Origin of the sequence: Streptomyces sp. NBC_00370, assembly GCF_036084755.1 — a bacterium.
Taxonomy (GTDB): Bacteria; Actinomycetota; Actinomycetes; order Streptomycetales; family Streptomycetaceae; genus Streptomyces.
This window is the reverse complement of sequence record NZ_CP107968.1, coordinates 7,201,961-7,223,937: the sequence shown is the minus strand read 5'-3', so window position 1 is coordinate 7,223,937 and position 21,977 is coordinate 7,201,961. Positions and strand designations below refer to the sequence as shown.

The following is a 21,977-nucleotide window of genomic DNA, read 5'->3' as shown; positions in this document are numbered from 1 at the left end:
TCGCCGCCTCAGCTCTTGTCGAAGTCGGCGTCGATGACGTCGTCGTCGCCCCTCGGGGATCCACCCTCGGGGCTCTGGCCGGGCGCCGGGCCGGGCCGTACGTCGCCTTCGGCTCCGCCGGGTGCGGTGGAGTGCGCGGCCAGAGCCGCGTGGAGCTGCTGGAGTTCGGATGTCAGGTTCCGGGCCCGGTCCGCCGGGGCCTCCTCCTTGACGGCGGTGCGCGCCTCGTCGATGAGCAGTTGGGCCCGGGCCCGCTCGTGCTCCGGTGCGGCGTCGCCGAGGTCGTCCAGCCGGCGCTCCACCTGGTACGCGGAGGCGTCCAGCTCGTTGCGGGCGTCGATGGCCTCGCGCAGGGCGAGGTCGGCGGTCCGGTTGCTCTCGGCCTCGTTGATCATCCGCTCGACCTCGGACGGGTCGAGATTGGAGCCCTCGCTGATGGTCACCGACTGCTCGGCGCCGGTGTCCCGGTCCTTGGCGCTGACCTTGAGGATGCCGTTGGCGTCCATGTCGAAGGTGACCTCGATCTGGGTCTCCCCGCGCCTGGCCGGCCGCAGGTTCTCCAGCCGGAAGCGGCCCAGCACCCGGTTGTCGGCGGCCAGTTCGCGTTCGCCCTGGAGAACCACGATGTCCACGGCCGGCTGATTGTCCTCGGCCGTGGAGAACGTCTCGGAGCGGCGGGCGGGGATGGTGGTGTTGCGTTCAATGATCTTGGTCATCACGCCGCCGGCCGTCTCGACGCCCAGGGAGAGCGGCGTGACGTCCAGCAGCAGGACGTCCTTGACCTCGCCCTTGAGCACCCCGGCCTGGACGGCGGCGCCCAGCGCCACGACCTCGTCGGGGTTGACGCTCATGTTCGGGTCCTTGCCGCCGGTCATCCGGCGGACGAGGTTCTGCACGGCCGGTATACGGGTGGAGCCGCCGACCAGGATGACCTCGTCGATGTCGTTGTCCGTGACCTTGGCGTCGCTCATCGCCGTCCTGATCGGGTCCAGGCAGCGCTCCACCAGGTCCGAGGTGATCTGCTCGAACGTGGAACGGCGGATTGTCTCGGTGAGGTGCTTCGGCCCGGAGGCGTCCGCCGTGATGAACGGCAGGCTCACCTGCGTCTGACTGACCGAACTCAGCTCGGTCTTCGCCTTCTCGGCCGCCTCGAACAGGCGCTGCAGGGCCTGCGGGTCCTTACGCAGGTCGATGCCCTCGGCCTGCTGGAAGCCGTCCGCGAGATGGTCCACCAGCCGGCGGTCGAAGTCGTCGCCACCCAGATGGGAGTCGCCCGCCGTGGCGCGGACCTCCACCACACCGTCGCCGACGTCCAGCAGGCTGACGTCGAAGGTGCCGCCGCCCAGGTCGAAGACCATGACCGTCTCGTGGCCCTTCTTGTCAAGACCGTAGGCCAGGGCCGCGGCGGTCGGCTCGTTGATGATCCGCAGAACGTCGAGGCCGGCGATCTTCCCGGCGTCCTTGGTGGCCTGGCGCTGGGCGTCGTTGAAGTAGGCGGGGACGGTGATGACCGCTTCGGTCACCTTTTCACCGAGCGCCTTCCCGGCGTCGTCGGCCAGCTTCCGCAGGACCTGCGCGCTGATCTCCTCGGGCGCGTGCTGCTTCCCGTTCACCTCGAAGCGGGCCACCCCGCCAGGCCCCTCGACGACGTCGAAGGAGACCGCCTTGGCCTCGTCGGAGATCTCGTCGTAGCGACGGCCGATGAACCGTTTCGCCGAGGTGATGGTGCCCTTGGGGTTGAGGATCGACTGCCGGCGCGCGAGCTGTCCCACCAGCCGCTCGCCGTCATCGGAGAAGGCGACCACCGACGGCGTCGTTCTGGCCCCCTCGGCATTCGGGACGACGGAGGGCCCGCCGCCCTCCCACGCCGCGATGACCGAGTTGGTGGTACCGAGATCAATGCCTACTGCCTTCGCCATGGGAATCTCCTCCGTCACAACACGGGACGGCCCGGCGGGCTGCCACGTGAACGGCTGGAGCGCCCACCGCACTTCTTCGAAGCGTCGCGCGGTACTCGTCGCGTTTCCTCACCCCGGCATGACCAATCGGCGCCGTCGTTCCGGTCCGCGAAGACGAGGATGTGGCAGGTCCGCAGGTGAGACCCTGTGCCGGACGGCGTAGCGTGGAAGGTGGAAAGTCGCTTTCGAGCCGCGAATGGACCCGCGATGGACGCTGTTCCGATTCCGACCACCGGGGCCCGCCGCCCCGTTCCGCGACCGGGGGGCGCGCGGGACACACTGCTACGGCTGGTGTCGGTCCTGCTCGACGGCGACGACGAGCGCGAAGTGCTGTGGAGCGCCATGGCGGCAATCACCGCCACCGGTCCTTTCACCGCCGAAGCCGCGTATTCCATGCACCACGGCCTGGCGCGGCGCTGCCCGCCGTGCCGGGTGGCTGCCTCCCCCGCTGCCCGGCCGGGGAGCGCAGCGGTGCGGGAGCCCGCGTCGGACCCGGCCCACGAAGCCCCGGCTGAAGCAGCCGCAGCCGAGGTGGTGGCCGCCGGCCGGCTCGACCGGCGGATCGACACCCTCGACGGCCGCAGCCGGAATCTTCACCAGCGGGACGGGCGGTGGACACGGGCCATCGCCCTGCGGCACCGGGACGCGTGCCTCGGCTATCTCGTCGTCCGCTCTCCGACCACGCCCTCGGCCGAGGAGACCGCGCTGACCGGCCTCCTCGCGCAGCAGACCGGGACCGCCCTCGCACGCCTCACCGGGCGCGAGGAAGAGCGGGCCCGCGCCGGCTCGGACGGAGACCTGCGGGAAACCCTGGAGGGCTCACCCGCCGCCGGCCTCGCCGCGGTGGTCTCCGCGCTGGCCTCCCGACTCGCCACCCACGACGCGCTCTCCCGCGCCGCCGTCTCCGGCGAGGGCGAGGCGGGGATCATGGAAGCCCTGCACGACCGCACAGGGTTCGCGGCCCTCACCGAGGACCGCTTCGGCAACCTGCGGGCCTGGACGGGGCCCGGCCGGGGCGAACACACGGGCGGGCCGCGCCCGGGGGCGGGCAATCGCCGCCGGGAGGCCGCGATACATGACGCGCGACGCCAGGCCGGCGCCGTCCGGGACCGGGACCGGCTCCTTATGCCCGTCGCGATGGCAGGAGATCTGCTGGGCGTGGTCGCACTGGTCGATCCGGACCGGCGGGCAACGCAGACGGACACCTCGGCGCTGGAACAGGCTGCTCTGGTGCTGGCCCCCCTCCTCTCCCACGAGCGCGGGCTGGCCACGCTGGAGACCCAGCTGCGCCATGACCTGGTCGACCGGCTGATCTCGGGTGAGGCGACCGACGAGGACTTCGGCCAGGCCGCGGTTCTGGGCCATGACCTGCACCGACCGCACAAGGTCGCCGTACTGGAGTGGTCCGGGACGGCCGAGCGGGCGGCACTCGGCAACGCGGTGGCGCGGGCGGCCGGGCGGCTGCGCCGGGACGTACTCGTCGGCTCCCGTGGCGCGACCACGGTCGTCCTGGAGCCCGGCGAGGACGGTCGTGCTCGGGAACGCGAGCTGTACAGGGCCGTCTCGGACGAACTCGGCACAGGGGCAGGGACGATCGGGGTCGGCGGCCAGTGCGACGTCATCACCGATCTGCCGCACTCCTACGACGAGGCCGTCCGTGCCCTCACCGTCCGCCGCCGTTCCCAGGACCCCTACGGCAGCACCGGCTTCGAGGAGCTGGGTCTGCGCCGCATGATGGGCACCGGCCAGGGCGAACGGGAAGCCGACCGCTTCGTCCGCGAATGGCTGGGCGGGCTGCTGGACTACGACGCCCGGCACCACACCGAGCTGGTCACGACGGTCTCGCGCTATCTGGAGAGCGGCGGCAGCTACGACGCGACCTCCAAGACGCTCCTCATCCACCGCAGCACCGTCCGCTACCGCCTCCAGCGCATCCGCGAGATCACCGGCCACGACCTGTGCGACGTCGAGACGCGCCTCAATCTGCACATCGCCACCCGCATCCGGGACGTGCTCGACACCCCGCGCTGAGTCCCGTGCGCGCCTGGTCGCCCCCCGGTGGCCTAACGAAGGACGCTGACCGCGCGGGCGATGACGAGTAGTGAGGTCAGCAGCGCGGCGATGCTCTGGATACTCATCATGACTTTGGCGCGGGCCGACAGCGGCATGGTGTCGGTCGGGCTGAAGGCGGCCGAGTTCGTGACGGACAGGTACAGGTAGTCCACCAAGGTGGGCATCCAGTCCGAGACGGCACTGGAGCCGTCCGCGACTTCCTGGACCGCGTCGCCGTTCTCGTCCTGGGAGAAGCGGAAGTCCGCCAGCGGCAGTTCGCCGCGTGGCAGCTGCGTACGGAGGACGGGACCGCCCCGGTCCAGTTCCCAGTAACCCAGACCGAACACGACGATGTTGGTGATCCAGACCTGCAATGCGGCTACCAGCAGCGAACGGCCGTCCTTCACGCCCGCGTACAACAGCTCGTGGATGAGCAGACCCAGCGCGAACAGGTTGCTGGCGGCGATCACCAGGACGAGCGTCAGCGACAGTACGCGGAAGATCGGGGTCTGGCGGGTCAAGCGCTTGGGATTGACCGCGATCAGCGGCACGAGCAACAGCACTTCCAGCGCCGGGAGCAGATAGCGCGGCGCGATCAGCAAGCGCTGCGGCAGGGCCAGGTACAGCACGATCGCGGTGAGCGTCGCGAGGACACCGGGCAGCCGGGCCTCTCCACGACGCTCATGCCGAGGATGCCCGGCCCGGGCCTGGACGATCCTGCGCGTCATGGTGGGCGCGCTCCCCTGTTCGTCGCCTCCGGCCCCTTGCTGACGGGCCGTCACCGGGATCTAACCACCGAGAGTGCGACGGCCGGCGGACCGCCATCCCCTTTTTCGCACGTGGCGCGCATCGGGCGGCATCGAGACGACGCGCCCCGGCGGGCTGAGCCGGGGCGCGAGCAACCGCCGTCGGGCCTCTTACCTCCTGTGGCCGTTGGCGTGTCCGTCCGGATGCAGGATCACCTTGGTCCAGCCGTCGTCGCGGGCGTCGAAGTGCTCGTACGCCATGGGTGCTTCGTCCAGGCTGAGTTCGTGCGACACCAGGAAGCTCGGTGTTGCCTTCCCACCGGCGATCAGGTCCCGCAGCGCCCGGTTGTACCGCTTCACCGGCGCCTGCCCGGTGCCCATGTGCTGGCCCTTGAACCACATCATGCCGAAGTCGATCGGGATCTTGCCCTGCGCCTCCAGCTCCCCCTGGGCCTCGGTGCCGCCGGGGTCCTGGGGCAGGAACACGCCCACCACGCCGATGTCGCCGGTGAACCTGACCGTGTCGATCAGTCCGTTGAGCGTGAGGCTGGCGTCCTCGTGTCCCTGGGCGTCGTGTGCCTGGTAGCCGACGCATTCACAGCCGTTGTCGGCGCCCAGCCCGAGGGTGGCCTCCTTGACGACCTCCGCCGGCTCCTGCTCGGCGGTGTTGATCGGGATGGCCCCGATCTCCTCCGCCTTGCGCAGCCGGTCGGGCTGGTGGTCGGCCACCCAGACGCGGCCGGCGCCCTTGAGGATGGCGGAGTACGCCGCCATCAGCCCGACCGGACCGGCACCGAACACAACGGTCTGGTCGCCCGGCTTGACGTGGGCCATCTCGGTGGCGTGATAGCCGGTGGGGAAGATGTCGGCGAGCATCACATAGTCGCTCTGCCGCTCGGCGGCGTCCTCGCCCAGACGCAGCGCGTTGAAGTCCCCGTAGGGCACGCGCAGCAGTTCCGCCTGGCCGCCCTGGTAGGGGCCCATGTCGGCGAATCCGTAGGCGGCTCCGGCGAGGGCCGGTTCCGGCTGCATCGTCAGGCAGTAGTTCGTCAGACCCCGCTCGCACTGCTTGCAGAAACCACAGGCGATGTTGAAGGGCAGCACCACGTACTGGCCGACCTGGACCTTGCGGACGGCCGGGCCGACCTCGACGACCTGGCCCATGTTCTCGTGTCCCAGGGTGCGACCAGCCTCGAAGGACGTACGCCCTTCATACATGTGCAGGTCGGAACCGCAGATATTGGTGGCGGTGATCTTGACGATGATGTCGCAGGGGTGCTCGATCTTCGCATCCGGTACGTCCTTCACCGTGACCGTGCGCGCTTCTTCGTATACCGCTGCCTTCATGACCGCTCCTCGGGTGCGCGGCAAAACCCGCGGCACCGCACTGATGGAGACGGCGCAAAGAGCCTGACTTCCGGGAGTTGGTGCGACGGGGCCCGTGGCTCCCGTACGCCTCTATGGCCGTTCACCGTTTCCGGTGGGACCGTACGCGCCGCCGCCGGTCCGTCGGGCGCACCCGGCGCTCCACCGGCGTACCGGCCGATCCCCTCGTCCACCACGCTAGTCGACCGCGTACCGATCGACCAGCGCTGTCATCGGCTCCGGACACCCGCAGCCCGCCACGAAACCCCAACTCAGTTATCAGCTAGTCATCGTGGCCGTCCTGGAGCATATGGCGACGTTCCTGTTCGCGCTTGGAGTAGGCGGCTGCCCGGATCGCCTCGTCGCTCTCCAAGCCTGATCCCAGCGCACCACCCACCGTGGCGACCGAAGCGACGAACCACGACAGCGCCACATACTTCGTGGCATGCAGCGAAGTCTGCGTCATCGAGGCGAACACCCGGTCGTTGATGATGAACAACGCCCACACCATATTGATGACGATCAAGCCCGCGTAGCAGACAAGCACCCCGATACCGACCGTCATGACCGTCGAGACGTTGTAGAGCCACGCCCTTTGTCTCTCTTCCGGCGAAGGCTCTGCCGGACGCTGCCACAGGTGCGCGTCAACGATCAGCCAGCCAATCATCAGGGCGACAGACCCGACCATGGCAATCACGAGACGTGCCACGCTCAGAGCCCCGGCCAGACTCCAGACCGTGGAGTTGACGGTGGCGATAGCACCCGTTGCCAACGCGGCCGCCAGAGCCTTCGACAAGCCCGGCACCAACCGCCACGGCCGGTTGGCACGGACCATGCCGACGAGGACCCGCAGATAACCGAACGACCCGTTGACGACGTACCGACGGTCAGCGGCCTCTTCCTCCCCGACCGGCCCGGGGTCGACATGCGTGAGACGACCGGTGAAGGACCCCGTCAGCGGATGGCTCGGAGAAGCCCCAGCGGCCACGGGGGCCTGCGGACCCGCCAGACCGAGCACCACTTCTTCCACGGCCCGCCGGGCCTTCTTCTGCAGCCGAAAGCCCCCGAGCGGTGGAAGACACAGCAACCCGACGCCGTGCTCGTGGCTCAGTTCCACAACGAGCTTGCGCCCCTGCGAGTGGAGAGGAAGATCGGTGAGCGCCACGACGACATCCCAGTTCTCCGTACTCGCGCGGTCGATGATCCGGCCCATCAGGGTGGACGTGTCCTCCGTCCCCGCGGTGAAGGGCTCACTGACCACCACAACGTCGAACCGCCGCCGCTGGCGCGACTTGCCGGCAAGCCGAGCAGGAAGTCGCTCCGCCATGCGATGCGCGACCTCTGTCGGCGCGTCCGGCTCCGCCAGGAGAGCCACGACCGTAACGCCCGGAGACGACACCGGCATGCCTGGCCCCTTCTCTCGTCGCCGCCCCCGCGATCACAAACACCCACAGAATGCCCCCGCCGTGCCCTCGACGCCGTGTGACACGCTCGCCCCCCGGCAGGCGCGAGCGGTACGGACCACATCTCCTCGTCCTCCGACGGGCCTGTCGCCACCGCCGAGCCACAGGTCCGTGCCCGCCGCGCACGCACACCCGTCCTCGCCACCGCCGGCGTCGGCGGCATGACCGTCTACGCGGTGGTCTTTTTCGTCCTGGTAGCGGTGGGGTGCCACGCGGGACGGTTCTTCGCGACCCACTCCGTCATCGCCAAGGCACTCGCCCGCTGGGGCCACATCCCGCTTCCCCTGATCCTCGTCGCCATCGGCCCGTGATACGGCGGAGCGGTTCACCTCTCGACGACGTCCGAACGATCAAAGGCCGGTATCGGATTTCTCCGATACCGGCCCTGACCTCGACTCTTTCGAGTCGGGACGACAGGATTTGAACCTGCGACCCCTTGACCCCCAGTCAAGTGCGCTACCAAGCTGCGCCACGTCCCGATGCCCGTGTGACCTGGGGTTTCCCCCGGCTCGACGTGCATCAGAACAATACCGCACTCGGCCGGGTGCTCACTAACGGCATTCCGGGGGCGTCCCGTGCCGACAAGAGGGAACCTGGACAGGACGTACCGATCAGCATCAGGAAGGGACCCAGTCATGACCGCAAGCGGTGACCTGCTCATCGACGCCTTCGGCCGTATCCGTGAGCTCGTGCACAACGTGGTCGACGGAACGGCTCCCGATGACCTCGCCGCCCGGCTGGACGACGGGGCCAATTCGGTCGCCTGGCTCGTCTGGCATCTCACCCGGATCCAGGACGACCACATCGCCGGCCTCGCGGGGAGCGATCAGCTCTGGACGTCACAGGACTGGTCGGAGCGGTTCGGTCTGCCGTTCCCGGCCGGCGCTACCGGCTACGGGCACTCCACGCGGGACGTGGCCGCGCTCGGGGGCGTGTCCGGTGAGCTGCTCGCCGGGTATCACGACGCCGTCCATGACCGGACCGTCGAGTACGTGGCCACGCTGAAGGACAAGGACTTCGAGCGGGTCGTCGACGACTCGTGGACCCCGGCGGTCACCCTCGGGGTCAGGATCATCTCCGTCATCTCCGACGATCTCCAGCACGCCGGCCAGGCGGCCTTCATCCTCGGTGTGCGGGGGCGGCAGTGAAGAAGCGCCGTATCGGCTCAGTGAAGGTGAGCGCGATCGGGCTCGGCGGTATGCCGATGTCGATCGAGGGGCGGCCCGACGAGGCCCGCTCCATCGCCGCCGTGCACGAGGCGCTGGACTCCGGGATCACCCTCATCGACACCGCGGACGCGTACCACCTGCACGCCCACGAGGTGGGGCACAACGAGGCGCTGCTGGCCAAGGCCCTCGCCTCGCACGACCGCGGTACCGACGTCCTCATAGCCACCAAGGGCGGGATGACCAGGCCGGGCGACGGTTCCTGGGACGTGGACGGCTCCCCCGCCCACATCAAGGCGGCCTGTGAGTCCTCGCTCGGCCGGCTGGGGGTCGACGCGATCGGGCTCTACCAGCTGCACCGCCCCGACCCCAAGGTGCCGTACGAGGAGTCGGTCGGCGCGCTGCGCGACCTGCTCGACGCGGGCAAGATCCGGCAGGCGGGCATCTCCAACGCGAATCCGGAGCAGATACGGGCGGCGAACAAGGTGCTCGGCGGGCGGCTCGCCTCCGTGCAGAACCAGTACTCGCCCGCCTTCCGCTCCAGCGAGGCCGAGCTGAAGCTCTGCACCGAGCTGGGCATCGCCTTCCTGCCGTGGAGCCCGTTCGGCGGCATCAAACAGGCCGGTGACCTCGGCTCCCGGTTCGCGCCGTTCGCGAAGGTCGCCGAGGCCCACGGGGTGAGCCCGCAGCGCGTCTGTCTGGCCTGGCTGCTGGCGAAGTCGCCGGTCGTCGTCCCGATCCCCGGATTCAGCCGGCCCGAGACCGTACGCGACTCGGTCGCCGCCGTCGGGCTCGTACTCACCCCGGCCGAGCTGGCGACGCTGGACGCCGCCTGACCGCACCGCGCGCCCGATCGCGCCCCCACACCTGACCGGCCGGCTCAGACGCGTCAGACGTGCGCGTCGAGCCAGTCGGTCAGGTCCCGGTGCACCTCGTCGCGGTTGGTCTCGTTCAGGATCTCGTGGCGGGCGCCCGGGTAGCCCTTCCAGCTGAGGTCCTCGACACCCGCGTAGCGGAAGTCCTCCAGCAGTTCGTAGATCAGCGTCATCCGCTGGTTGCAGGGGTCCTCCTCGCCCGCAGCGACATGCACCGGCAGGTCGGCCGGGATCCGGGCGACGGAGCGGGGGTCGTTGATCTTGCGGACGGCGTGCAGCCAGTCCAGGGCAAGACCCGCGCTGAAGGGGAAGCCGCACCGCTCGTCCGCCACATAGGCGTCGACCTCCGCCTCGTCGCGGGAGAGCCACTCGAAGCCGGTGCGGTGCGGGAACGGATCGTTGAACGAGGCGAAGAGGCCGGGGATGTACGGGGAGTGCGCCGCCCTGCCGTGCTCGGCGATCTCCTGCTCCAGACCGGCGAGCGAGGTGTCGATCTCCGCGCCCGGCAGGGTACGGAAGGCGCCGGTGAGCACGAGGGCGGTCAGATCGTCCGCGTACTCCTGCGCGTAGTCCCGGGCGAGCATCGAGCCCATGCTGTGGCCGAGGAGCACCACCGGCACGCCCGGGTACAGGGTGCGGGCCTGGTCCCCTGCCGTCTTGAGGTCCCTGACGATGGCCCGCCAGCTGCTCGGGGGGTCGTCGTCCGCGCTGTCGTCACTGTCGCCGGTGTCGGGTTCGGTGACGCCGAGACCGCCGGTTGAGGTGGCCGTGGCGCCGTGCCCGCGATGGTCCGTGGCGACCACCCCGTACCCGTGCTCCAGCAGATGCCGGGCGAACCGGTCGTAGCGCAGGGCGTGCTCGGCGGCGCCGTGGGCGATCTGTACGAGGGCACGCGGCCTGCCGTTGTCGGGGAGCCAGGTGTACGTGGCGATCTGGATGCCGTCGTGGGCCGTGAGCAGCCCCGGTTGGTATGCCGTCATCGGCGGCGTCTTCCCCGTACCCGTCCGTCTCATGCCGTCCGGTGCCCGGGTTGCTCCGGATGCCTCAGATACCGCCGTCCTCCCGGTGGTGGATCTGCCGGACGAGTTCGGCGGCGACGGACTTGACCAGGTCCAGCCCCGGCCGGCCCCAGCGCCTCGGCTCGGTGTCGGACACGCAGACCGTGCCGAGCGCCAGCCCCGTACGGTCGACGAGCGGCGCCCCGAGGTACGAGCGGATGCCGCTCTCCTCCACCAGGGGGTTCCCGGCGAAGCGGGGGAAGTCGGCCACGTCCTCCAGGACCAGGGCCTTGCGCCGTACCACCACATGCGGGCAGAAGCCGTGGTCGCGGGCGAGATAGCGGTCGGCGGGCGCGCCGGGCGGGGTGTGCAGCCCGGCGAAGAACTGTCGCTCCTCGTCGATGAAGTTGACCATCGCGTACGGCGCCGCCGTCTGCTCGGCCAGCTGTCTGGCGTACGCGTCGAACGCCGGCTCGGGCCGCTGCCCGAGCCCGAGGGTGCGCAGACGCCGCACCCGGTCCGGCGCCTCCTGGTCGACGGGGGTGAGCAGTAACCGGCTGAGCGGGTCGTACCCGCGCCTCATGCGGACGCTCCGTCGCTCGGCTCGGCGGCCGTGAGGCCGGCCGCCGTGGCCGCCGTGGCCGGGGGCACAGGCGCCGGGGGCCCGGGCATCGGGGCGGCTCCCGTCGTCGTGGTGAGCAGGTGCTGTACGAGCGTGACCAGCGTTCTGATGCCGGAGCTGGCGATCCGGGCGTCGCAGAGCACGATCGGCACCTCGGGTTTGAGATCTATCGCCGCCCGCACCTCGTCGGGTTCGTAGCGGAACGAACCGTCGAACTCGTTGACGGCGACGACGAACCCGATGCCGCGCTGCTCGAAGAAGTCCACGGCGGAGAAGGAGTATTCGAGCCGCCGGGTGTCGGCGAGCACGATCGCGCCGAGCGCGCCTCGGGACAGCTCGTCCCACATGAACCAGAAGCGCTCCTGGCCGGGGGTGCCGAAGAGGTAGAGCACGTGCCGCTCGTCGAGAGTTATCCGGCCGAAGTCCATGGCGACCGTGGTGGAGGTCTTGGACTCGACGCCCGTCAGATCGTCCGTCTCGGCCCCGACCTGGGTCAGCAGCTCCTCCGTGCTCAGCGGGGCGATCTCGCTGACCGCGCCGACGAAGGTCGTCTTGCCGACCCCGAAGCCGCCGGCGACCAGGATCTTCAGCGCCGTGGGGAACGCCGTCGGGGATGGTTCGGAGCTAGAGCTGTCGTCGTAGACCATCGAGCACCGCCTCCAGCAGGGCTTGGTCGGTGGGGTTGTCGAAGGTGTCGGGCGGCCGTGCGGTGATCGCTCCGCAGCCCACCAGATCGGAGAGCAGCACCTTGGTCACGGTCGCGGGGAGCCGCAGGTACGCCGAGATCTCGGCGACCGAGGTCGGTCCCTGGCAGAGCCCCAGGGCCTCGGCGTGCTCCGGGTCGAGATGTGCCTGCGGGACGCTTCCCGTGGACATCACCTGCGTCAGCAGGTCGAAGGCGACGGCCGGCCGCGTACGGCCGCCGCTGGCCGTGTACGGACGGATGAGCCGGCCGGCGGCTTCGTCGAGCCACGGCCCGTCCGTCGGGACCGGCACCTTCAGCGCCCCGTGAAGCTCTGCGCCGGGCCCGCCGCCTGCCTGACAGGGGTGGCCAGGTACGGCCGTACGCTCTTGACCAGCATCGCCATCTCGTAGCCGAGCACCGCGGCGTCCGCCTCGCGGCCCGCCAGTACGGCCAGACAGGTCCCGGAGCCGGCCGTGGAGACGAACAGCAGGGTGGAATCCAGCTCGACCACGACCTGCCGGACCTCGCCGCTGTCGCCGAAGCGGATGCCGGCGCTGCGTCCCAGGGAGTAAAGACCTGAGGCGAGGGCCGCCATGTGGTCGGCGCTGTCGGAGTCGAGGCCGTGGGCCGACCTCACGAGGCCGTCGGAGGAGAGCAGCACAGCGCTGCGGGTGTACGGGACACGCTGGACCAGGCCGCTCAGCAGCCAGTCGAGATCGGTGACATGTCCGGTCGGTACATCGCTCGCCATGGTGCATCTACTCCTTGGGGGTGGTGTCGTGGGGGGCGGTGGGGGCGGGCCGCGGGTCCGGGTCGGCGGGCCGCGCGGCGAGTCGCTCTCCGGTCCACGGCTCGGGCGGCTCGGACGGCTCGGACAACTCGGGCCGGATCTCGACCCGCGCCTCGGGCTGGGCCTCGGCGAGGCCGATGCCACGGCGGAAGGCGGCCATCAGACCCGGGTCGTGCAGGACGGGTTCGTCGTCGGGACCCGCGGCCGGGGCGTCGCGCAGCTGCGGCACCAGATGCCCCTGGCCCCGGCGTTTGGGCAGTTGGGGCCGGGTCGGCCGACTCATCGTGCCGCGGATCGTCCCGTCCCCAGCGGGCGGCGGGTCGCTCGGTACGGGCGGCGCTGCCGCGACCGTCGCGGCGCGCACGTCGGGGACGGGCTGCCGGGAGCCGTGGGTGACGCCCGGCCGCGCCGCCGCGGGCGTGGGCCGCTCGGCGCGCGCGCCGCGCACCGGCAGACCCGCCACCTGTACGGGGACCACGGGTACCGGTACGCGGGCAGGCACCGGCGCGCGTACGGCGGCGGGCGCTGGCGGGCGTACGGGTGCGGATGCCGGCGCGGGCGGCGCAGCGGCGTCGAGGCCTGGACCGGCGCATTCGGACTCCTCCGAGCCGAGCAGGGCCTGCGGCAGTACGAGGACGGCCTGGATGCCGCCGTAGATGTTGGACTGCAGCCGGACGGCGATGCCGTGTCGGCGGGCCAGCGCCGACACCACGAACAGCCCGATCCTGCCGTCCTGGAGGAGCTGGGCGACATTGACCTGGTCCGGGTCGGCGAGCAGACCGTTCATCCGCTTCTGCTCGTCGGCCGGCATACCGAGGCCGCGGTCCTCCACCTCGATGGCGAGACCGGCCGTCACCTGCTGCGCCCGCAGCAGCACTTGGGTGTGGGGGGACGAGAACACCGAGGCGTTCTCGACCAGTTCGGCCAGCAGGTGGATGACGTCGGCGACGGCGTGGCCGCGCAGGGTGCCGTCGATCGGTGGCACGAGCTTGATCCGCGGGTACTGCTCGACCTCGGCGATGGCGGAGCGCAGGATCTCGGTCATGGTGACCGGCTTGCTCCACTGCCTGCGGGACACGGCGCCGCCGAGCACCGCCAGGTTCTCGGCGTGCCTGCGGATTCGGGTGGCCAGATGGTCGACGTGGAAGAGGCCCTTCAGCAGTTCGGGGTCCTCTACCTCGTTCTCCAGGTCGTCCAGCAGCTGGATCTCCCGGTGGACCAGCGACTGAAGGCGCCGGGCCAGATTGACGAAGACCTCGACCTTCTGCTCGTTGCCCGCGCTGCTGGACAGCCGGGACGCCTGTACGACGGCGGCGAGCGCGGTCTGCTGCGAGCGCTCCAGCTCCTTGGCCAGCAGGTCGAATTCGTCCTCGCCGTAGCCGGCGGTACGGGCGGCGGTGCGGCCGGCGGGTCCTGGCGCCGGAGGCGTACGCCGGGCGGGCACCGGTTCGCCGCGTCTGAGCTGCTCGACGAGGGCGCGCAGTTCGGCCTGGCCGCGCACGCCGGAGCGGCGCAGCGCCTCACAGCGTCCGATGAAGGACTTGGCGGTGCGCTCGGCGCCGAGGGCGGCGGCCGCGACGGCGGCGAAGGCGAGCAGCGCCGTGCCGACGAGGCCGGCCCAGACGGCTGTGGTGGGTTCGGCTGCCGACGAGCGGAGCGTGAGCGCCACACCGGTCGCGCCGCTCAGCGCGGCGACTATGGCGGGCAGCACGGCGGTGCGCAGGAGTTGGGGACGTATCCGGGTGTCCGGTGACGACGGCCCGGTCGGCCGGGCCGTGGGCGAGGCCGGCCGGCCGGCCTGCCTGCCGTGCCGCCCGCCCTCGCGGCGCTCGGGCCGCGCGACGGGTGCGCGAAGGTGAGACATCAGTGTGGAGCCCTCCGTTGATCACCAGCAACACACAGTAGTCGCCAAGCGGTCACGAGCGGAGTGCAGTTGACAAACTCGCCCATACGGCGTCCCGCTCTGGTATGAGGGTTCGTACGCGCGAACGAAATACCCTCAATACCCCGTAGCGGGACTCTTCGATCAGTTCGAGCGGCCCGCCGCCCCGTATCCGTACAGGAAGGCGTCGACGGCCCTGGTGACGCAGTCGCGTATCCGGTCAGGGCCCAGCGAGGGGCTTCCGTACGGGCGGATGGTGATCTCCGACGTCACGAGGGCGATGAAGTGCGAGGTGGCGCGCGCCGGGTCGGCGATACGCAGCAGCCCGGCCTCCGCGAGCCGTCCCAACTGCCCGGCGACCTCCTGCTGCACCCGCGCCGGTCCCGCCTGCTGCCAGGTGTCGATCACGGCCGCGGGGAAGTGCCGCACCTCGGCCTTGATCTGGCCCACCATCGCGAAGTGCTCGGGGAACTGGGTGCGCTGGCCGACGAAGGCGCGGCCGAGGGCGAGCAGGTCGGCCCGCGGGTCGGTGCCGGTCATCTGCTTGTGGACGGTCGCGATGAAGGCGTCGGCGACCTGGGTCGCGCTGTCGTGCAGCACGTCGGAGAACAGCTTCTCCTTGCCGTCGAAGTGGTTGTAGATGGTCCGCGTGGACACCCCGGCCTCGGCGGCGATGGCCTCGATGCTGGTGCGGCTGTACCCCTCCCGGCCGAAGACCGTGCGCGCACCCTGGGTGATGGCCCGGCGCTTCCCGGCCCTGCCGCCGCGGCGGCCCGCGCCGGTGGCGCCCGACGCCGTGTCCGCGTCGGGCTCGGCGGGGGCCGTCGATGTGGTGTTCAGGGGAAGCCTCCAGGTTCAGGTGGCGCGCAGGCCAATTTACCGTGCACGTTGTACTTCACTTTCCGGGCGTACGGCAATACTCGGCGCAGTACGACCGCCTGCCCGACGCTGTACGGCCCGCCTGCCCGACGCGGTACGGCGCCTCGCCCGGCGCGGTACGGCCCTTCGCGCGGGAGCGCGGCCCGCCGGTCAGTCCAGGGGCGGCATCTCCAGGACGGTCTTGCCCTGGCTGTGTCCGCCCTCCACGGCCCGGACCGCCTGCGCGGCCTGCTCGAACGGGACCACCCGGGTCACCCTCGGATCCAGGGCGCCGGTACGGACCAGTTCCACGACGGCGCCCAGGATCGCGGGGTCCCGCACCGGCCCGACCGGTGCGCCGCCCAGCGCGGCGACCGCCTCCCGGTCGGCGCCGCTCACCAGTTTCGTACGGTCCTTCAGCATCTCGGCCACCTCGCGCAGCACTTCGCCCCCGACCAGGTCGAGGACGCCGTCCACGCCGTCGGGCGCCGCTGCCCGCACCCGCGCGGTGAGGCCGGGGCCCGACGCGACGAACCGGACGCCGAGCGATTCGGTGAACTCCCGCTTGGCCGGGGCCGCCGCACCCACCACGGTCAGCCCGAGACCCACCGCCACCTGGGCCGCCGCCACCCCGACCCCTCCCCCGGCACCGGTCACCAGCAGCGTCGCCCCCTCCGGCAGGCCGAGTTGGCGCACGGCGCCGTAACCGGTGGCGGCGGCGATCGGCAGCGCGGCCGCGTCGGTCCAGGAGACCTCCGGGGGCTTGCGCACCGTCGCCGCCGCAGGCAGCAGTGTGTACTGCGCGTACCCGCCGGTCAGCGGGCCGCCGAGGACCGCGTCCCCCACCGCGAAGCCGGTTGTGCCGGGACCGAGCGCGACCACCTCGCCCGCCGCCTCGCCGCCCATCACGGCGGGCAGCTCCACCACGGGCGCCCCGGCCGGTCTGCGGCCCGAACGGCGCTTCCAGTCCACCGGGTTGACGCCGGCGGCGCGCACGGCTATCAGCAACTGGCCAGGTCCGGGGACCGGTTGCGGGAGATCGGTGAAGTGCTCCACCTCGGGGCCACCGAAACGGTCGTAGACATACGCCTTGGGCATGCGACACCTCGTCACTTCTGGCTTGTAGCCGGCGGCTCGCGGCTAAATTGCCATGCAGATTGCATTTTACCTGAGCGGCCCGTTAGGCTCCGCGAAAGTCGGCGGAGCCCCGTTCCCTCCAGTGGGCTCCAGGCGGTACAGCACAAGGAGCGCAACTTATGGGCAGCACGGTCGCGATCGTCGGCGGCGGATACGGAGGGGCCGCGCTGGCCCGTCAGCTCGATCCGGACTTCGACGTCGTACTGATCGACCCCAGGGACGCCTTCGTCCACACGGTCGCGGCCCTGCGCGGGCTGGTCGACGCGGAGTGGGCGGAGCGGATCTACTTCGGCTACGACGGCCTGTTCACCCGTGGCCGCCATCTGCGCGACCACGCGGTGGCCGTGGACGCGGGCGGTGTCACCACGGCGGACGGCACCGGCGTGGCGGCGGACTACGTGGTCCTCGCCACCGGCTCCTCCTACCCCTACCCGGCCAAGCCGGACACCGAGAACAGCGCGGACTCGCAGACCCGGCATGCCGACACCCGGGCCGAACTCGCCTCAGCGTCAAGGGTGTTGCTGCTGGGCGCCGGCCCGGTCGGCCTTGAGCTGGCCGGCGAGATCACCGAGCAGTGGCCGCAGACGGAGGTCGTGGTGGTCGACCCCGCCGACGACGTACTCGGCGGCCGTTATCTGCCCGGGCTGCGCGACGCGCTGCGCGAGCAACTGACCGCGCGGGGCGTGCGGCTGGAGCTGGGCAGCGCACTGACGGAGCCCCCTTCGGTGCCGCCGGGCGTGCGCGAGCCGTTCTCGGTCACCACGGAGGCGGGCGTACGGATCGAAGCGGATCTGTGGTTCCGCTGCTACGGCGTGGTGCCGGTCAGCGACATGCTGCACGGCGAACTCGCCGCGGCCCGGCGGCCGGACGGGCATGTGGAGGTCGACGAGTTCCTGCGGGTGGCGGGCGCCTCCAACGTCTTCGCCGTCGGTGACGTCACGGCCGTGCCCGAGCCGAAGCGGTCCAAGGCCGCCTCCGAGCACGCCGCGGTGGTGGCCGCCAACATCCGGTCGCTGGCCGCAGGCCGGCCCGCGGAACACACGTACCGGCCGGGCGAGGACGCGGTCCTGGTGCCGCTGGGCTCGACCGGCGGCGCCTCGCAGGTGCCCGGCCCCGAAGGCCCGATCGTGCTGGGCGCCGCCGAGACGGCCCGCTACAAGGGTGACGATCTGCTGCTCGGCCGGTTCGCCGATCTGTTCAGCGCCTCGGCCGACAAGGGCTGACGGGTCATCAATCAGTTTCACAAACCGTCGAGTTCGGCCGATCACGACACGATTCCGCAGCACCGTCTTCACGCACGTCCGTCAGGATCGGGGGCAGCTCCCCGTCCCGAACGAGAGGTCGTTGACCGATGAGTAACGGAACGCAGTCCCTCGCCGGCAAGGTGGCCGTGGTCACCGGCGGCGCGGGAGGGATCGGCGTCGCCACCGTGGAAGCACTGGCGACCGCGGGGGCGGACGTCGTGCTCGCGGACGTCGCCGAGGGGCCCGCCCAGGCCGCCGCGGCCGAACTGGCGGCCAAGGGCCTGTCGGTGGTCGGCCACAGCGTCGACATCGCGTCGGAGGACAGCGTCAAACGCCTGGTCGACTTCGCCGTCGACACCTTCGGCGGCATCGACGTGCTGGACAACAACGCGGCGCTGACCTCGGCGATCCGGCAGGACCGCGACGTGGTGACGATGTCCGTGGAACTGTGGGACCAGGTGCTCGCCGTCAATCTGCGCGGGCCCATGCTGCTGTGCAAACACACCGTGCCGGTGATGATCGAGCGCGGCGGCGGGTCGATCATCAACATCACCAGTGGTCAGGGACTGTCCGGGGACCGGGTGATGGTCGCCTACGGCAGCTCCAAGGGCGGTCTTGTCGCACTGACCCGCTTCGTGGCCGCCGCGTACGGAGCGGACGGCGTCCGCTGCAACGCCGTCGCGCCGGGTCTGGTCCGTACTCCCGCGCTGGAGGCGGACATGCCCGTACCGGTGCAGCAGATGTTCCAGAGCGCGAACCTGATACCGAGGCTGGGCACACCGGACGACGTGGCCCAGTTGGTGGCGTTCCTCGCCTCTCCCGCCGCCTCCTTCATCACCGGCCAAGTCCTGTCCGTGGACGGTGGTTTCCTCGCCCACCTCCCCACGCTCTCACCGCTGCCACCGCGCTGACGGCACCGACCGCACCGTCCGGGCGGCCCCGGAACAGTCCGTTGTGACTGCTCCGGGGCCGTTCGGTCCGGCCGGTCCGGCCGACACGCCGGAAGGGACGGGACGGTCAGCCCACCCAGGGGGTGATGCCGGCTTCCAACGCCGACCCGTCCGCCGCCCCGGCCCACGCGTAGTAGCCGTCGGGCCGCACCAGCACCGCTTCGGGCGCCCCGCTGTCACCGTCCGCGCGGTGGGTGACGACCAGTCGCTTCTGCCGGCCGGGAGAGTCCAGCCCGGGGGGCTCGGCCGCCTCCCGCGGCAGGACCAGGACGAACCGGCCCTCCCGCAGCACCTCGTAGAGCCGCCCGCGGTCCAGCGTCAGGTCCGGGGCCCGCTTGCCCACCAGCTTGTGTGCGCCGCGCGCCGCGGGATACGAGTAGCCGATGCCGGTGATCTCCCCCACGGCCTGCCGTGTGACCGGCCGTACGTGCGTGACCACCAGCTTCCGCACCGTGCGCAGCGCGATCTCCAGCGGGTTGTGCGCCATGGCGAGCCGCAGGTTGAGGCCGCTGCTGCGCAGCACCGCCTTGCCGACCGGGTGCCGCTCGCTGTGGTAGGTGTCCAACAGGGCGTCGGGGGCGGCGCCGTCGAGCACGGCAGCCAGCTTCCAGCCGAGGTTGACGGCGTCCTGGAGTCCGGTGTTCATCCCCTGGCCGCCGGCCGGTGAGTGCTGGTGCGCGGAGTCGCCCGCCAACAGCACGCGGCCGACCCGGTATGCGGGCACCTGACGTTCGTCGCTGTGGAAGCGGGAGAGCCAACGCGGTTCGTGCATACCGAAGTCGGAGCCGAAGGCCCGCTCGATGATGGCGCGTAACTCCTCGAACTCGACCGGCGAGTCGTCGGGTTCGCCACGGTGGGCGCGGTCCCAGCCGCCGACCCGCCAGTAGCCGTCGCCGAAGGGGGCGATGAAGCCGAAGGCGTCGCCGGTGCCGTGCACCCGCACCACCAGGCTGGGCTGCTCGGTGAACTTGACGTCGGCAAGCGCCACCGACCGGATCACCACCTTGCCCGGGAAGGGCAGTCCAAGGGCCTCGCGCACCACGCTGCGCCCTCCGTCGGCGCCGACGAGATAGCCGGCCCGCAGGGTCGTGTCGCCCTCCTCGGTGCGCACCGCCACGGTGACACCGTCGTCGTCCTGGTCGAGTCCGGTGACCTCGGTCCCGTAGCGGATGACCGCGCCGTTCTTCAGGGCCCGGCGCAGCAGCAGCTTCTCGACCTCGTACTGCGGTGTGACCAGCAGGAAGGGGTAACGGGACTGCAGCGCGCCGATGTTGAAGGGAATCGCTCCGAACAGCCTTAGCTCACCGATGACTTGGCCGGTGGTGACGAGTTCGTCGGCGAGGCCGCGGGCGTCGAGGAGTTCGAGGGTCCTGGCGTGCACACCGAAGGCGCGGGTCAGATTGCTGATGCCCTCCGGGCGTTTCTCGACCACCACGACGTCCACGCCGGCCGCCGCGAGGTCCCCGGCGAGCAGCAGCCCGGTGGGGCCCGCGCCGGCCACGACGACGGCGTGGGAGCCGGGGGCCCGCTCGGGGCCGCCGCCGGCAGGGAACTGATCCGTGTGGGACATCCGCAACTCGCTTCCTACACGTCGGATTCGGGATCCGGCCCGAACCGCCGGCAGGGCGGAAGACGCTGGGGGTGCCGGGAAGCCGGGGCCGGCTGCGTCCAGCCTGCACCCCGCGTGTGAAGGCGGTGCTGCGACAGCGTTTCGACCCCATGGGGCGGGTGGCCCGGGTCGCCGCGTCGAGGCATACGTCCGGAGGGAACTGACCGGTCGGTTCCCGCGACCGGTCAGTTCCCTCCGGGTATGTCAGCTCGGCTCGGCTCGGCTCAGCTCTTGGCGGGCGAGCCCGCCGGGTCCGTCGCGCCCGCGGTGACCGTGGCGGGCTTCGAAGCGGCGGCGGGCGCCTCGGGCCAGCCGCCGGACGGCACGACGGCGACGGCCCGCCACCACGGCTCGTCCGGCACGTCGTCACCCGTCGGCTCGAAGGGCTCCCCGGGCCGCGGCAGCGCCAGTGGTGCGCCGGCCTCGGCGCCGGCCGTGACCGTACCCTCACCGGGCTCGGCCCACGGGTGCGGAGCGAGATTGAACGTGCCCCAGTGGATCGGCATCATCACACCGGAGGGCGTGCCGCCCTGGAGGTCGAGATGTGCCTGCATCCCCTCGGCCGGTGTCATGTGGATGTCGGGCCAGGCGTCGCTGTAGGCACCGATCTGGATCATGGTCGCGTCGAACGGGCCGTGCTCGGCGCCGATGTCCTGGAAGCCGGGGAAGTAGCCGGTGTCCCCGCTGTGGTAGATCCGGTGCTCGGGCCCCTGGACGGCCCAGGACGCCCAGAGCGTGTGCTGCTTGTTGCGCAGGCCGCGGCCGCAGAAGTGCCGGGCGGGGGTAGCGGTGAGCCGGAGCCCCGCGACCTCCGTCGACTCGTTCCAGTCCAGCTCGCGCAGGCGCGAGGCGGGCACCCCCCAGCGCTCCAGATGGGCGCCGACGCCGAGCGGCACGGCGAAGACGGTGTCCGTCGTGGCGAGCGCCTTGATGGTGGGCAGGTCGAGGTGGTCGTAGTGGTCGTGCGAGATCACGACCACGTCCACGGAGCCGAGCGAGGCGATCGGCACGGGCGCGGGATGCAGTCGCTTGGGGCCGACGAAGGAGAACGGCGAACAGCGCTCGCCCCACACCGGGTCGAAGAGCACCCGGCTGCCGTCGATCTCGGCCAGCACGCTGGAATGACCCATCCAGGTGAGCCGCAGCCCGGAAGCGGGCGGCCTGGCGATGTCGGCGAGCGTGGTGGGGTGGACGGGAATGGTGCCGGCCGGCGCCCGCAGCACCCGCTGCTCCTTCTCGAAGTAGACCTTCGCCAGCCCGACGCCGGAAGCGCCGGACGGCCGGGTCCTGGCTCCCACCGGGTTCTGGAAGACGCCGTCGGCGAAGTTCGGCGAGTTCTGGATGCGCTCCAGCCTCTTCCCCGCCGAGTCGGCCCCGAAGGGCTCGGACCGCAGCGAGCGCAGTCGTGAACGCAGCGATACGGGAGAACCAGCGCCTGTCACAGCACCTCCTGGAGCTTCGGTGTCGCCCCCCATTATGACGGGGGACGTCGTTCGGTGCGGGGCGAGTGCATGAGGAATACACGGACTCGGGGAATACGCCACAACAACGGGCGGGGTGCCCCCAGGATTCCCCGG

Annotated in this window: 20 protein-coding genes and 1 tRNA gene; 6 read left to right on the top strand and 15 right to left on the bottom strand. The window is 71.1% G+C overall.

Annotated features, from left to right (window positions below):
* Positions 1–8 precede the first annotated feature (8 nt).
* On the bottom strand, positions 9–1,919 hold the full coding sequence (dnaK, locus tag OHS57_RS32110; protein WP_328584170.1) for a molecular chaperone DnaK: 1,911 nt from the start codon (positions 1,917–1,919) through the stop codon (positions 9–11).
* Between the two features lie 330 nt (positions 1,920–2,249).
* Between dnaK and OHS57_RS32105 the strand changes: the two genes are divergently transcribed.
* Positions 2,250–3,989, top strand: coding sequence for a PucR family transcriptional regulator (locus tag OHS57_RS32105; RefSeq protein ID WP_328584169.1), 1,740 nt, complete (start codon positions 2,250–2,252; stop codon positions 3,987–3,989).
* A gap of 32 nt (positions 3,990–4,021) precedes the next feature.
* On the opposite strand, the gene OHS57_RS32100 is transcribed toward OHS57_RS32105, so the two are convergent.
* The 3 genes from OHS57_RS32100 to OHS57_RS32090 form a co-directional block, all read right to left on the bottom strand.
* On the bottom strand, positions 4,022–4,738 hold the full coding sequence (locus OHS57_RS32100; RefSeq protein WP_041993237.1) for a hypothetical protein: 717 nt from the start codon (positions 4,736–4,738) through the stop codon (positions 4,022–4,024).
* Positions 4,739–4,927: 189 nt separating this feature from the next.
* Positions 4,928–6,103 (bottom strand): glutathione-independent formaldehyde dehydrogenase, encoded by a 1,176-nt coding sequence (locus tag OHS57_RS32095; protein WP_041993234.1) that lies wholly within the window; start codon positions 6,101–6,103, stop codon positions 4,928–4,930.
* Positions 6,104–6,404: 301 nt separating this feature from the next.
* On the bottom strand, positions 6,405–7,526 hold the full coding sequence (locus OHS57_RS32090) for a hypothetical protein (protein WP_328584168.1): 1,122 nt from the start codon (positions 7,524–7,526) through the stop codon (positions 6,405–6,407).
* 219 nt (positions 7,527–7,745) lie between these two features.
* On the opposite strand from OHS57_RS32090, the gene OHS57_RS32085 reads away from it, so the two are divergent.
* Positions 7,746–7,895: a hypothetical protein gene (locus OHS57_RS32085; protein ID WP_328584167.1), complete on the top strand. Its 150-nt coding sequence runs from the start codon at positions 7,746–7,748 to the stop codon at positions 7,893–7,895.
* A 94-nt stretch (positions 7,896–7,989) separates the two neighbouring features.
* Here the strand turns inward: OHS57_RS32085 and OHS57_RS32080 are convergent.
* A tRNA-Pro gene (locus OHS57_RS32080) sits at positions 7,990–8,063 on the bottom strand.
* Between the two features lie 156 nt (positions 8,064–8,219).
* On the opposite strand from OHS57_RS32080, the gene OHS57_RS32075 reads away from it, so the two are divergent.
* Positions 8,220–8,732 carry a mycothiol transferase gene (locus OHS57_RS32075; RefSeq protein WP_328584166.1) on the top strand — a complete coding sequence of 171 codons (513 nt, stop codon included), beginning with the start codon at positions 8,220–8,222 and terminating at the stop codon, positions 8,730–8,732.
* On the top strand, positions 8,729–9,586 hold the full coding sequence (locus tag OHS57_RS32070) for an aldo/keto reductase (protein WP_107070131.1): 858 nt from the start codon (positions 8,729–8,731) through the stop codon (positions 9,584–9,586). The genes OHS57_RS32075 and OHS57_RS32070 overlap by 4 nt, the downstream gene beginning before the upstream one ends.
* Before the next feature lie 53 nt (positions 9,587–9,639).
* On the opposite strand, the gene OHS57_RS32065 is transcribed toward OHS57_RS32070, so the two are convergent.
* From OHS57_RS32065 to OHS57_RS32030, 8 genes are all read right to left on the bottom strand, one after another.
* Positions 9,640–10,605 (bottom strand): alpha/beta hydrolase, encoded by a 966-nt coding sequence (locus OHS57_RS32065; RefSeq protein ID WP_328584165.1) that lies wholly within the window; start codon positions 10,603–10,605, stop codon positions 9,640–9,642.
* 64 nt (positions 10,606–10,669) lie between these two features.
* Entirely contained in the window at positions 10,670–11,206 is a 537-nt protein-coding gene (locus OHS57_RS32060) for a GAF domain-containing protein (protein ID WP_041993226.1), read from the bottom strand.
* Entirely contained in the window at positions 11,203–11,892 is a 690-nt protein-coding gene (locus OHS57_RS32055; protein ID WP_328584164.1) for a GTP-binding protein, read from the bottom strand. Before OHS57_RS32055 ends, OHS57_RS32060 begins: the two co-directional genes overlap by 4 nt.
* Positions 11,870–12,241, bottom strand: a complete 372-nt coding sequence (locus tag OHS57_RS32050; protein ID WP_041993222.1) for a DUF742 domain-containing protein — start codon at positions 12,239–12,241, stop codon at positions 11,870–11,872. Before OHS57_RS32050 ends, OHS57_RS32055 begins: the two co-directional genes overlap by 23 nt.
* 2 nt (positions 12,242–12,243) lie before the next feature.
* Positions 12,244–12,681 carry a roadblock/LC7 domain-containing protein gene (locus tag OHS57_RS32045; protein WP_041993219.1) on the bottom strand — a complete coding sequence of 146 codons (438 nt, stop codon included), beginning with the start codon at positions 12,679–12,681 and terminating at the stop codon, positions 12,244–12,246.
* Between the two features lie 7 nt (positions 12,682–12,688).
* The gene (locus OHS57_RS32040) at positions 12,689–14,584 is read right to left on the bottom strand and encodes a sensor histidine kinase (RefSeq protein ID WP_328584163.1); all 1,896 of its coding nucleotides are present in this window, start codon (positions 14,582–14,584) and stop codon (positions 12,689–12,691) included.
* Between the two features lie 162 nt (positions 14,585–14,746).
* The gene (locus tag OHS57_RS32035; protein ID WP_328584162.1) at positions 14,747–15,259 is read right to left on the bottom strand and encodes a TetR/AcrR family transcriptional regulator C-terminal domain-containing protein; all 513 of its coding nucleotides are present in this window, start codon (positions 15,257–15,259) and stop codon (positions 14,747–14,749) included.
* Positions 15,260–15,631: 372 nt separating this feature from the next.
* Positions 15,632–16,558: an NADP-dependent oxidoreductase gene (locus tag OHS57_RS32030; protein ID WP_328584161.1), complete on the bottom strand. Its 927-nt coding sequence runs from the start codon at positions 16,556–16,558 to the stop codon at positions 15,632–15,634.
* 158 nt (positions 16,559–16,716) lie between these two features.
* Here OHS57_RS32030 and OHS57_RS32025 point away from each other — a divergent pair, with 158 nt between their 5' ends.
* Both OHS57_RS32025 and OHS57_RS32020 read left to right on the top strand, forming a co-directional pair.
* Entirely contained in the window at positions 16,717–17,820 is a 1,104-nt protein-coding gene (locus OHS57_RS32025) for an FAD-dependent oxidoreductase (protein ID WP_328584160.1), read from the top strand.
* A 128-nt stretch (positions 17,821–17,948) separates the two neighbouring features.
* Positions 17,949–18,752, top strand: coding sequence for an SDR family NAD(P)-dependent oxidoreductase (locus tag OHS57_RS32020; protein WP_041993204.1), 804 nt, complete (start codon positions 17,949–17,951; stop codon positions 18,750–18,752).
* A gap of 106 nt (positions 18,753–18,858) precedes the next feature.
* Here the strand turns inward: OHS57_RS32020 and OHS57_RS32015 are convergent, their stop codons facing one another.
* Entirely contained in the window at positions 18,859–20,361 is a 1,503-nt protein-coding gene (locus OHS57_RS32015; RefSeq protein ID WP_328584159.1) for an FAD-dependent oxidoreductase, read from the bottom strand.
* 263 nt (positions 20,362–20,624) lie between these two features.
* A complete protein-coding gene (locus OHS57_RS32010) occupies positions 20,625–21,842 on the bottom strand; it encodes an MBL fold metallo-hydrolase (RefSeq protein ID WP_328584158.1) in 1,218 nt (405 codons plus the stop codon).
* Between the last annotated feature and the right edge of the window lie 135 nt (positions 21,843–21,977).